The sequence below is a fragment of the Streptomyces cylindrosporus genome (genome assembly GCF_022698165.1).
Lineage (GTDB): Bacteria > Actinomycetota > Actinomycetes > Streptomycetales > Streptomycetaceae > Streptomyces > Streptomyces cylindrosporus.
In genome coordinates, this window is record NZ_JALDAY010000009.1 from 303,738 (window position 1) to 315,837 (window position 12,100).

Genomic DNA, 12,100 nt, shown 5'->3' on the forward strand with positions numbered 1-12,100 from the left:
GGCTCAGCCCCGATACCCGCGCAGCTTCCGGTACAGCGTCGCGCGGGCGATGCCCAGCGAGGCGGCGGCGCGGGCCTTGTTGCCGCCGTGCAGGCGCAGGGCGTCCAGGATGGCGGCGCGCTCGGCGTGTTCCATCGGGCTCAGCGGACGGGGCGCCGGCCCCTCGCGCACCGGGTCCGGCAGCTCGGCCCGCCCGACGGGGCCGGTCGTACGGCGGTGCTCGGCCAACGCCCGTACCAGGTGGGCGAGTTCGGTGACGTTGCCGGGCCAGGGGTGCTGCTCCAGGGCGCGCAGCGCGTCCAGCGTCCAGGTGAGCGGCGGACGTCCCGGCTCGGGCCTGGGGGCGAGGGCCGACAGCAACTCCCGGATGTCGTCCGGCCGTTCGCGCAGCGAGGGCAGCGTGACCGAGCGGGCCGCCAGGGTGTCCAGGAGGCGTTTGAGGCAGGGGCCCGGTGGTGTTCCCGGTGTGTAGGTGACCAGGAGAGGCGCCCCGGGACGCTCGTCCAGCAGGGTGTTGAGAGTGGCCGTGTCCGCCTGCGCGAGACGTTCGACGTGACGGATCAGCAGGGGGCGTCCGTGCGCCAACTCGTCCGTCTCCGCGGTGAGTTCGGTCTCCGCCGCGTCCACGACCAGCGGATCCGCGGCCAGTTCCCGGGCGAGCGACGTCTTCCCGGTGCCGCGCTCGCCGACCAGCAGCAGAGGCTCGGGTGACCTCGCCAGCTCCGCCGCCCGGCCCACCGCGAGCCGCCACGGCACCGACCGCCCGGCCAGGCCCGCCACGTTCGGCGCGGTGGACGTGACGGGCGGATGCCCCACCGGATCCAGCACCCCGACCGCACCCACGACCGAGCCGTGATGCAGGACCGGCGTGAGTGTCGCCGCCGTACACCCGGAACCGGCCGGGAGCCGGATGCGGTACGAGGACGCGGGCGCCGGGAGCAGCGCGGCTCCCGGGCCGTCGGGGTGCCGACCCGCCGCCGGGCCGGCGGCCGGCGCAACGCCGAAGTCCCGGACCAGACCGACCGCACCCCGCTCCAGCGCCTCCAGCCCCTCCGGCGAGAGCACCTCCCCGGCTGCCTCGCTGACCAGGCGGCTGCGGCCGTCGACTGCCACGACCGCGCGACCGTGTTCGCCCACCGCCCTCAAGTACGCGTCCAGCAGCACCCGTTCGGCCGCCCGCGACCGCGCGAGCAGTTCCGCCTCGACCGCACTCGCCGTGGCTTCCGCCAGCGGAGCCCCCGGATGCGGGCCGCACTCGGCGCACAGCGGGCAGGCCACCGTCACCGTGCCGAGCAACTGACCGGTCTCCGGCGCCCGTACCGGCACGCTCACCGAGGAGACGTCCTGCCACAGGTCGAGGAAGTGCTCGGGACCGTGCACCTCGGCGCGCCGGTGGGTGTGCAGGGCGACGGCGGCGCTGTTGTGGCCGACCACCTGCTCGGAGAGGTCGGGGCAGGGAGCACCCGGCCCCAGTCCGGCCGCCCACAGCACCCGGAGCCGATGATCCGTGAGGACCAGGGACGCCCGGCCGGTGCCGAGGGTGGGCGCGACGCGGTCGAGGACGGGACGGGCCGCGGTCAGCAGCGGTGACTCGGGTGCTCGCCGGGTGAGCTGAGACGTGCCCGCCCCGTCGTGTCGTACGCCGAAGAACCGGGCACGCTTCCAGGCGGCGACGATCTCCTCCGGCACGCCGTCCGGCAGTGGCCGCCCCAGCAGGAAGAGCTCGCGGGCCCTGCGCAGGGAGGCGAGCGTGGGGCGGACTGAGGGGAGCTCGGCGGTGGTCACGGCACCGCTCAGCCTACCGGGAACGGTTGAACAAGCAACAACCCGGCGCCGATCAGTTGCCCCGTCTTGTGCCGATCGGCCGCACCGTCTCGTGCCGATCGGGCGCACTGTCTCGTATTGAGACACCCGGCTCCCCGTCCCCGGCCACATGATCTTGAACAGTCGGTGCCTGTCCTCATTCCCTGGAGCGTCTCCCGTGCACACCGTCGAGCCCGATGTCGTGACCGACGTGCTCATCGTCGGCAGTGGCCCCGCCGGCGCCTCCGCCGCGCTCGCCCTGAGCGCCTACGGCGTGCCGAACATCGTCGTCACCCGCTATGCGCGCCTCGCCGACACGCCCCGCGCGCACATCACCAACCAGCGGACGATGGAGGTGCTGCGCGACCTCGGCGTCGAGGACGAGGTGATCGCCAGGGCGACCCCGCAGCACCTGATGGGCAACACGACCTTCTGCACCAGCCTCGCCGGCGAGGAGCTCGGCCGGGTCCGCTCCTGGGGAAACGACCCGCTCGTCCAGGCCGCCCACGAACTCGCCAGCCCCTCCCGTATGTGCGACATGCCCCAGCACCTCATGGAGCCCGTACTCATCGACGCCGCCGTCGCGCGCGGCACGCAGCTGCGCTTCAGCACCGTCTACAAGTCGTTCGTCCAGGACGCCTTCGGCGTGACCGTCACCGTCGAGGACCGGCTGCGCGGCGACGAGTACACCATCCGCGCCAAGTACCTGATCGGCGCCGACGGCGGCCGCAGCCAGGTCGCCGAGGACGCCGGGCTGCCGATGGGCGGCCAGATGGGCGTGGCCGGCAGCATCAACATCGTCTTCGACGCGGACCTGAGCAAGTACACCGCCCACCGCCCGTCCACCCTCTACTGGGTGCTCGCCCCCGGCGCCACCGTCGGCGGCATCGGCGCCGGCCTCGTGCGCTGCGTCCGCCCCTGGAACGAGTGGCTGATCGTGTGGGGCTACGACGTCACGGCCGGCGCCCCCGACCTGACCACCGAGTACGCCGAGTCCGTCGTACGCCAGCTGATCGGCGACGACGACATCCCGGTGACCATCAAGTCGTCCTCGGCCTGGACCGTCAACGAGATGTACGCCGAGACCTACTCCAACGGCCGCGTCTTCTGCGCCGGAGACGCCACGCACCGGCACCCGCCGTCCAACGGCCTCGGCTCCAACACCTCCATCCAGGACTCCTACAACCTGGCCTGGAAGCTCAAGCTCGTCCTCGACGGCACCGCCTCCCCGAGACTCCTGGACACCTACACCGCCGAACGCGCCCCGATCGGACGGCAGATCGTCACCCGCGCCAACAAGTCCATCGGCGAGACCGCCCCCATCTTCGAGGCCCTCGACGGCCTGTCCCCGCAGACCCCCGAGCAGCTGTGGGCCAACATCGCCGCCCGCAAGGACGACACCGAGGCCGCCCAGAAGCAGCGCGCCAGGCTGCGCGAGGCGATCGCCTTCAAGGTGTACGAGTTCAACGCGCACGGCGTCGACCTCAACCAGCGCTACACCTCCGCCGCGATCGTCCCCGACGGCACCGCCGACCCCGGCTTCGACCGCGACCCCGAACTCCACCACCAGCCCACCTCCCGCCCCGGCGCCAAGCTCCCGCACGCCTGGATCACCGCCGGCACCCGCACCCTGTCCACCCTCGACACCGTCGGCCACGGCCGCTTCACCCTGATCACCGGTGTCGGCGGGACGAGCTGGCTGCGGGCCGCCGAGGCCCAGGACCTGGAGATCGCCACGGTGGTCATCGGGCCCGGCCAGGAGTACGAGGACCCGTACGGCGACTGGGCGCGGCTGAGCGAGGTGGCCGACGGGGGAGCCCTGCTCGTACGCCCGGACGGTTACGTCGCCTTCCGGTACCCGACGGCAGCCGAGGACGCCGAACGGATCCTGGCCGACGCGGTCCGGCGGATTCTCGGGCACGCCTGACCGGAAGGAGCGCCCGCGCATGACCACCGACCTCACCGAGGCCGTCGTCGACAGCCTCAAGGACACGACCGACCCGCGCCTGCGTGAACTGCTCGCCTCCCTCACCCGCCATCTGCACGCCTTCGTCCGCGAGACCGAGCCGACGATGGCCGAGTGGGAGCGGGCGATCGACTTCCTGACGGCGACCGGGCAGACCTGCACCGACACCCGGCAGGAGTTCGTGCTCCTGTCGGACGTGCTTGGCGTCTCCATGCTCGTCGAGACGATCAACGCCGACGAGCACGGCACCGACAGCACGGTCCTCGGCCCCTTCCACATGACCGAGTCCCCGGTCCGGGAACTCGGCGCGGACATCGACCTGGTGGGCGGCGGCGAACCGTGCGTGGTCAGTGGGCGCGTGCTCTCGCTGGACGGCACTCCGCTGCCGGGCGCGCTCCTCGACGTCTGGCAGGCGAACGCCGAGGGCTTCTACGACGTCCAGCAGCCGGAGGTCCAGCCGGCGGGCAACGGGCGCGGACTGTTCACGGCCGACGCCGAGGGCCGCTTCTGGTTCCGCACCTGCGTGCCGAGCCCGTACCCCATCCCGACGGACGGCCCGGTCGGTGACCTGCTCAAGGCCACCGGTCGCCACCCCTACCGCCCGGCCCACATCCACTTCATCGCCTCGGCGGCAGGCCATGTGCCGGTCACCACGCACATCTTCGTCGCGGGCAGCGAGCACCTCGACTCGGACGCCGTGTTCGCGGTCAAGGAGAGCCTGGTGCAGGACTTCGCCGAGACCGACGACCCGTCCCTGGCACGGGAGTTCGGCGTCCCGAACCCGTTCCGGCACGCCCGCTTCGACCTCGTGCTCAACCCGGGCCGGTCATGAGGGAGTTCGTGCACGAGACCCGGCCCATGCGGGTCGTCCTGCGGCCCGGCGCCGCCACGACCGCCACGCCCGACGAGGTCCAACGCCTGGGTCTGCGAAGGGTGTTGGTGGTGAGCGGACCCCGGGGCGCGGACACCGCCCGGTCCGTCGCGCACGCGCTGGGCGACGCGTGTGCCGGGGTGCATGCAGAGGCCCGTATGCACGTGCCCGTGGAGGTCGCCGAGCGGGCCGTCGAGGTGGCGCGCTCCCTGGGCGCCGACGGGTGTGTGGCCGTGGGCGGCGGTTCCGCGATCGGGCTCGGCAAGCTGCTCGCCCTGCGGGCCGGACTGCCGCTGATCGCCGTGCCCTCCACCTACTCCGGCTCCGAGATGACCCCCGTGTGGGGCCTGACCGAGAACGGCGCCAAGCGCACCGGCCGCGACCCGTCCGTGCTGCCGCGCAGTGTCGTCTACGACCCCGAGCTCACCCTCTCCCTCCCGGTCGGCCTCTCCGTCACCAGCGGCGTCAACGCCGTGGCGCACGCGGCCGAGGCCCTGTACGCGCCGGACGTCTCACCGCTGGTCGCGCTGACCGCGGAGGAAGGCGTACGCGCCGTGACGCGTGCCCTGCCCGAACTGGCAGCAAGCCCGCGGGACGTGGAGGCCCGGGGCGGTGCCCTCTACGGGGCCTGGCTGTGCGGTGCCGTGCTCGGCGCGACCACCATGGGCCTGCACCACAAGCTCTGCCACGTCCTCGGCGGGACCTTCGGCCTCCCGCACGCCGACACCCACACCGTCGTCCTGCCGTACGCCCTCGCCCACAACGCGCCCGCCGCGCCCGAGGCCATGGCGGCACTCGGCCGGGCCCTCGACACGGACGACGCCCCGGGTGCCCTGTGGGATCTCGCCGGCCGCCTCGGTGCGCCCCGCTCGCTGGCCGAACTCGGCATCGAGGAAGCCGACCTGGCGCAGGCCGCTCGCGAGGCGACCAGGCAGACGTACCCCAACCCGCGGCCGGTCACCACGGAGGGCGTACTCGACGTACTGAAGGCCGCCCACCGGGGCCTCCGGCCGCACACGACGTACTGACCGACGAGACCGAAAGGTGAACACCATGCCCCTCGGACTGCTCCGGCGGCGCCTCAGGAATGCCCCCGGAAGCGCCGCGGGCCTCACGCTTCCCGTCCCGGCCGGCGCGGGTGTCGTCGTCCGCGAGGTCCTGGACCCGGTGAACCAGCCCCTGGGCGGCGCCGACGTGACGGTGACGGAACTGCGCAGCCACCAGGTCTCGGCCCGCGGCACCACGGACCCGTACGGCCTGTTCATGGCCGTGCTGCCGCCCGGCGCCTACAGCCTGATGGTCCTGGCGGAGGGGTTGGAGCCGCACCGCGAGACCATCGAGGTCGCCGCCGACGCCGGTGCCGCCCCGCAGCGCGTATGGCTCCAGCCGGGCCGGCAGGCCGACCTCCCGGTACCCGGCACCTGGCTCTTCGACCCGCCGCACACGGCGATCCGCTTCATCGCCAAGCACGTCGGCATGGCCAATGTGCACGGCCGCTTCGAACGCTTCGAGGGCGGCATCCAGGTCATGCAGGAGGTCGCCGACTCCCGTGTCCACGTCCGCATAGACGCGTCCAGCATCACCACGGGCAACAACACCCGCGACGCCCACCTGCGCTCCGCCGACTTCCTCGACGTCGACAACTTCCCGTACATCGACTTCAGGAGCACCCGCTTCGCCTACCGGGGCGGCAGCAAGTGGTCCCTCAACGGCACCCTGACCATGCACGGCGTGAGCCGGTCGGTGTCGCTGGACACCACCTACCTGGGCATGGTCAACGGCGGCTACGGCGAGGAACTGCGCTGCGCCGCCCTCGCCAAGGCCGAGCTGCACCGCGAGGACTACACCTTGAACTGGCGGTCCATGCTGGCGCGCGGTATCGCCGTGGTCGGTCCGACGGTCCAGCTGGAGCTGGACGTCCAGGCGATGTACCGCACCCACGACACTCCCACGCCCCCGGAGTAGGCGCGTTCCCCGTCCTTGACCCCCGGTCTGCCCTCCACGATGCTGTGTTGCGGCACGTGCTCTGCGTGCCGTAATGAGCAACATCGGACTCAGGTCTCGTACCAGTCGAGGAGTGGCCATGTCTCATCAGGTCCGTGCCGTCGTCGCACGCGCGAAGGGCGCCCCCGTCAGCCTGGAAACGATCATCGTGCCCGACCCCGGTCCGGGCGAGGCGCTGGTCAAGGTCGAGGCCTGCGGGGTCTGCCACACCGACCTGCACTACCGCGAGGGCGGCATCAACGACGACTTCCCGTTCCTGCTCGGGCACGAGGCCGCGGGCGTGGTGGAGTCGGTGGGGGAGGGGGTCACGGACGTCGCGCCCGGTGACTTCGTGATCCTCAACTGGCGTGCGGTGTGCGGGCAGTGCCGGGCCTGTCTGCGCGGGCGGCCCTGGTACTGCTTCGACACGCACAACGCCAAGCAGAAGATGACCCTGCTGGACGGTACGGAGCTCTCGCCGGCGCTGGGCATCGGCGCCTTCGCGGAGAAGACGCTGGTGGCCGCAGGGCAGTGCACCAAGGTGGACCGGGCGGCCTCGCCGGCCGCGGCCGGTCTGCTGGGCTGTGGCGTGATGGCGGGCATCGGCGCCGCGATCAACACCGGCAACGTCGGCCGCGGCGACTCGGTCGCCGTCATCGGCTGCGGCGGCGTCGGCGACGCGGCGATCGTCGGGTCGAACCTCGCGGGCGCGGCGAAGATCATCGCCGTCGACATCGACGACCGCAAGCTCGCCACCGCCCAGAAGCTGGGCGCCACCCACACGGTCAACTCGCGCGAGGGCGACCCGGTCGCGGCGATCCAGGAGCTGACCGGCGGGTTCGGCGCCGACGTCGTCATCGAGGCGGTCGGCCGCCCGGAGACGTACCAGCAGGCCTTCTACGCCCGCGACCTCGCCGGCACCGTCGTCCTCGTCGGTGTGCCGACGCCGGAGATGAAGCTGGAACTGCCGCTGCTCGACGTCTTCGGGCGCGGTGGCTCGCTGAAGTCGTCCTGGTACGGAGACTGCCTGCCCAGCCGCGACTTCCCGATGCTCATCGACCTCTACCTCCAGGGCCGCCTCGACCTGGACGCCTTCGTGACCGAGACCATCGCCCTCGACGAGGTCGAGAAGGCCTTCGAGCGGATGCACGGCGGCGACGTACTGCGCTCGGTGGTGGTGCTGTGATGGCGGGTGCCCGCATCGAACGTCTGGTGACCTCGGGGACCTTCTCGCTGGACGGCGGCACCTGGGACGTCGACAACAACGTGTGGATCGTCGGCGACGACCACGAGGTGATCGTGATCGACGCCGCCCATGACGCCGACGCCATCGCCGGGGCGGTGGGCGGACGGCGCGTCAGGGCCATCGTGTGCACCCACGCGCACGACGACCACATCGACGCGGCACCGGAACTCGCCGAACGGGTCGGCGCCCCCGTGCTGCTCCACCCCGACGACCTGCCCCTGTGGAAGCAGACCCACCCCGACCGGGCACCCGACGCCGAACTTGCCGACGGGCAGATCCTGGTGGTCGCGGGGACGGAACTGTCCGTGCTGCACACGCCCGGCCATGCCCCGGGCGCGGTCTGCCTGTACGCGCCCGCGCTCACCGCGCTCTTCAGCGGCGACACGCTCTTCTCGGGCGGACCGGGGGCCACGGGAAGGTCGTACAGCCACTTCCCGACCATCATCGAGTCCATCCGGGAACGGCTGCTGACGCTGCCCGCCGCCACCGTCGTGCACACCGGTCACGGGGACACGACGACCATCGGCGCGGAAGCGCCCGGGCTCCCGGACTGGCTCGCCCGCGGCCACTGACGGGCCGACCTGCACAAAGGCACCGATTCCCGTGCCGACCCCTGCCCTCTTCGCGTTGCTTATCGCGATGTTGGTTGCGTTACAAGCAACGATTGGTGGGGGTCATCCGGGCCTCGGAACTCCTTGACAAGGGTTCTGGGCCGACCTCAGACTGATGTTGCGCTTACCGCAATCCGTTTCGCTATACGCACCGAGGTGTCATGATGATTCCCGCGTGCCGTCTCGCGGATCTCCCGCGAGGCGAGGCCATCCGGCTCGACATCGATCCGCCGGTCTCGGTGTTCCACACCGACGACGGCGAGGTCTTCGCCATCGACGACACCTGCACCCACCAGGACGCGTCGCTCGCCGACGGCTGGCTGGAGGGCTGTGAGGTGGAATGCCCGTTGCACGCCTCGAAGTTCGACCTGCGCACCGGCGCCGTGGACGCCCCTCCGGCCAAGCTGCCGGTGCGGACGCACGAAGTCGTGATCGAGGACGGGACGATCTACGTGCAGGTGTCCACGGACGCGCCCAACCTGCCCCCCTGCGTCGCCTCCCGGCTGGCCGGAGGTCCCGCGTGAGGACCGTCGCCGTGGTGGGCGCGTCGCTGGCGGGACTGTCGGCGGCGCGCTCGCTGCGCAAGCAGGGGTACGACGGCCGGCTCGTCGTCATCGGCGACGAGCCGCACCGCCCGTACGACCGGCCGCCGCTGTCCAAGGAGTTCCTGGCCGGCACGCTCGGCGAGGCGGACCTGGTGCTGGAGTCGGACGGCGAGGACCTGGGCGCCGAGTGGCTGCTCGGCGCCCGCGCCACCGGCCTCGACCGTGCCGACCGTGCCGTCCGCCTCGCCGACGGGCGCCAGGTGCGCGCCGACGGCATCGTCATCGCGACCGGCGCCGCGGCCCGCACCCTGCCCGGCTCCGAGGGGCTGGCCGGCGTCCACACCCTGCGCACCCTGGACGACGCCCGCGCCCTGCGCGACGAACTCGCCCGCGGGGGACGGCTGGTGGTGATCGGCGGCGGCTTCATCGGCGCCGAGGTCGCCTCCACCGCGTACACCCTCGGCCTGGATGTAACGGTCGTCGAGGCGGCCCCGACGCCGCTCGCCGGCCCCCTGGGCGAGACCATGGGCGCCGTCGTCTCCGGCCTCCACGCCGACCACGGTGTACGGCTGCTGTGCGGGGTCGGCGTCAAGGGACTGGGCGGGGAGACCCGCGTGGACGCCGTCCTGCTGGAGGACGGCCGGACCGTCCCCGCCGACATCGTGGTGGTCGGCGTCGGCGCTCGGCCGTGCGTCGAGTGGCTGGAGGGGTCCGGCGTCGAACTCGACAACGGCGTGAAGTGCGGCGCCGACGGCCGCACCAGCCTGGCCGGTGTGGTCGCGGTCGGCGACTGCGCCAACTGGTACGACCCCCGGGCCGGCCTGCACCGCCGCGTCGAGCACTGGACCGGCGCCCGCGAGCGGCCGGACGCCGCGATCGCCACCCTGCTGGCGGGCGGCGCGGTGGAACCGGGCGTGCCCCGGCCGCCGTACTTCTGGTCCGACCAGTACGGCGTGAAGATCCAGTTCGCCGGCCACGCGGGCGGCGCCGACAGCGTCACCGTCGAGGAGGGCACCGCGGACGACCGCAACGTCCTCGCCGTGTACCGGCGCGCCGGTCAGCCGGTCGCGGTGCTCGGGATGAACCAGCCCCGCCTGTTCACGCGCCTGCGCAAGCAGCTCGCCGCCGTGACGTCGTAACCCTGTTCCTGACCCCTCCCCGACGTTCCCGAGGAGCGCACCGTGACCTCGACCAGCCTGCCGGACAGCCTGATCGCCACCCTCCCCGGCTCCTCCTACACGGATCCCGGCGTCTTCGCCCAGGAGCAGGAGCGCATATTCGAGACCATGTGGTTCTGCGCGGCACGCGCCTCCGAACTGGACAAGCCCGGCGCCTTCCGCACCGTCGACGTGGGCCGCGAGAGCATCCTCCTCACCCGGGCGAGGGACAACAGCGTCCGCGCCTACTTCAACGTCTGTCGGCACCGCGGCGCCAAGCTCTGCACCGAGGAGAGCGGCGAGGTCAAGCGCGCCTTCCAATGCCCGTACCACGCCTGGACCTACGGCCTGGACGGCAAGCTCGTCGCCGCGCCCAACCTGACCAAGATGCCCGACGTCGGCCGCACCGAGTACGGCCTGGCGAGCGTCGCCGTGCGGGAATGGCTCGGCTATGTGTGGGTGTGCCTGGCGGAGAACCCGCCCTCCTTCGAGGAGGACGTGATCGGGGCGGTCGTCGAGCGGCTGGGCGACGTCGAGTCGATCGACCACTACGACATCGACAACCTCTCCGTCGGCAAGCGGATCGTCTACGACGTGCGGGCCAACTGGAAGCTCATCATCGAGAACTTCATGGAGTGCTACCACTGCGCCACGATCCACCCCGAACTGACCGAGGTGCTCCCGGAGTTCGCGGACGGCTACGCGGCCCAGTACTACGTCGGCCACGGCGCCGAGTTCGGCGAGGAGGTGCAGGGCTTCACCGTCGACGGCAGCGAGGGCCTCGACCGCATCCCGGGCGTGGCGGAGGACCAGGACCGCCGCTACTACGCGATCACCGTCAAACCGCAGGTGTTCATCAACCTCGTGCCCGACCACGTGATCTTCCACCGCATGTACCCGGTGGCCGTCGACCGGACGATCGTCGAGTGCGACTGGCTGTATCTCCCGCACGTCGTCGAGAGCGGCAAGGACGTGAGCCGGTCCGTGGAGCTCTTCGACCGGGTCAACCGGCAGGACTTCGAGGCGTGCGAGCGCACCCAGCCCGGCATGAGCTCCCGTATGTACGCCAAGGGCGGCGTGCTGGTGCCCAGCGAGCACCACATCGGTGCCTTCCACGACTGGGTGAACGAGCGCCTGGGCATCGCCCAGGGATGACTCAGCCCAGGTAGCCCATGCGGTGGCTGATCTCCTCGGCACCCTTCAGCAGCACCGGGGCGAGCTCGTGCAGCCGCTCCTCGGTGAAGCGGTACGAGGGTCCGGAGGCACTCAGCGCGGCGACGACCTCGCCGTCCTGGTTGCGGACCGGGGCGGCCATCGCGTGCAGGCCGATCTCCAGCTCCTCCAGGGTGAAGGCGTAACCCTTCTCCAGCGCCTCGGCGAGGTTCTTCTCCAGCTTCGCCTTCGCGGTGATGGTGTGCGGGGTGACCTTCTTCAGGCCGGCCTCCGCCAGCAGCGCGGTCCGCTCCTTGGCGGGCAGATGCGCCAGCAGGATCTTGCCGCTGGACGTCGCGTGCAACGGGGTCAGCTCACCGACCCAGTTGTGCGCGGCGATCGCCGCCGGGCCGCGCACCTGGTACAGGTTGATCGCGAAGTGCTCCTGCATCACAGCGATGTTGATCGTCTCGCCGATCTCCTCGGCGAGACGCTCGCAGACCGGGCGGCCCTGCTGTGTGATGTCCAGGCGTCCGGTGACCGCGCCGGCCAGGCGCACGATGCCGAAGCCGAGCCGGTACTTGCCGCGCTCGCCCGCCTGCTCCACCAGACCGCGCGCCTCCAGGGCGCCGAGCAGCCGGAACGCGGTCGACTTGTGCACATCGATCTCGGCGGCCACCTCACTGACGCCGGCCTCACCACGATGGGCCAGGATCTCGAGGACGCTGATGGCTCGGTCGACCGACTGCACTCCGCCGGCCTGCGA

11 protein-coding genes are annotated in these 12,100 nt (G+C 71.9%); 9 read left to right on the top strand and 2 right to left on the bottom strand.

All coding sequences use genetic code 11. From position 1 onward, the window contains the following. Positions 1–3: 3 nt before the first annotated feature. Positions 4–1,785, bottom strand: coding sequence for a sigma-54-dependent Fis family transcriptional regulator (locus MQP27_RS29820; protein ID WP_242769052.1), 1,782 nt, complete (start codon positions 1,783–1,785; stop codon positions 4–6). Between the two features lie 196 nt (positions 1,786–1,981). Here MQP27_RS29820 and MQP27_RS29825 point away from each other — a divergent pair, with 196 nt between their 5' ends. From MQP27_RS29825 to MQP27_RS29865, 9 genes are all read left to right on the top strand, one after another. After that, entirely contained in the window at positions 1,982–3,730 is a 1,749-nt protein-coding gene (locus tag MQP27_RS29825) for an FAD-dependent oxidoreductase (RefSeq protein WP_308290013.1), read from the top strand. A gap of 19 nt (positions 3,731–3,749) precedes the next feature. After that, positions 3,750–4,601, top strand: coding sequence for a dioxygenase family protein (locus MQP27_RS29830; protein ID WP_242769054.1), 852 nt, complete (start codon positions 3,750–3,752; stop codon positions 4,599–4,601). Further along, entirely contained in the window at positions 4,598–5,668 is a 1,071-nt protein-coding gene (locus MQP27_RS29835; RefSeq protein ID WP_242769055.1) for a maleylacetate reductase, read from the top strand. The genes MQP27_RS29830 and MQP27_RS29835 overlap by 4 nt, the downstream gene beginning before the upstream one ends. Positions 5,669–5,693: 25 nt before the next feature. Beyond that, entirely contained in the window at positions 5,694–6,605 is a 912-nt protein-coding gene (locus tag MQP27_RS29840; RefSeq protein WP_242769056.1) for a YceI family protein, read from the top strand. Positions 6,606–6,723: 118 nt separating this feature from the next. Next, positions 6,724–7,809 (top strand): S-(hydroxymethyl)mycothiol dehydrogenase, encoded by a 1,086-nt coding sequence (locus tag MQP27_RS29845; RefSeq protein WP_242769057.1) that lies wholly within the window; start codon positions 6,724–6,726, stop codon positions 7,807–7,809. Beyond that, on the top strand, positions 7,809–8,441 hold the full coding sequence (locus MQP27_RS29850) for an MBL fold metallo-hydrolase (RefSeq protein WP_242769058.1): 633 nt from the start codon (positions 7,809–7,811) through the stop codon (positions 8,439–8,441). The genes MQP27_RS29845 and MQP27_RS29850 overlap by 1 nt, the downstream gene beginning before the upstream one ends. A gap of 200 nt (positions 8,442–8,641) precedes the next feature. After that, positions 8,642–9,004 carry a bifunctional 3-phenylpropionate/cinnamic acid dioxygenase ferredoxin subunit gene (locus tag MQP27_RS29855; RefSeq protein WP_242769059.1) on the top strand — a complete coding sequence of 121 codons (363 nt, stop codon included), beginning with the start codon at positions 8,642–8,644 and terminating at the stop codon, positions 9,002–9,004. Beyond that, positions 9,001–10,164, top strand: a complete 1,164-nt coding sequence (locus tag MQP27_RS29860; RefSeq protein ID WP_242769060.1) for an NAD(P)/FAD-dependent oxidoreductase — start codon at positions 9,001–9,003, stop codon at positions 10,162–10,164. Before MQP27_RS29855 ends, MQP27_RS29860 begins: the two co-directional genes overlap by 4 nt. 42 nt (positions 10,165–10,206) lie before the next feature. Further along, positions 10,207–11,337 (top strand): aromatic ring-hydroxylating oxygenase subunit alpha, encoded by a 1,131-nt coding sequence (locus MQP27_RS29865; protein WP_242769061.1) that lies wholly within the window; start codon positions 10,207–10,209, stop codon positions 11,335–11,337. Between the two features lies 1 nt (position 11,338). Here the strand turns inward: MQP27_RS29865 and MQP27_RS29870 are convergent, their stop codons facing one another. After that, positions 11,339–12,085, bottom strand: coding sequence for an IclR family transcriptional regulator (locus MQP27_RS29870; protein WP_242769440.1), 747 nt, complete (start codon positions 12,083–12,085; stop codon positions 11,339–11,341). Positions 12,086–12,100 lie beyond the last annotated feature (15 nt).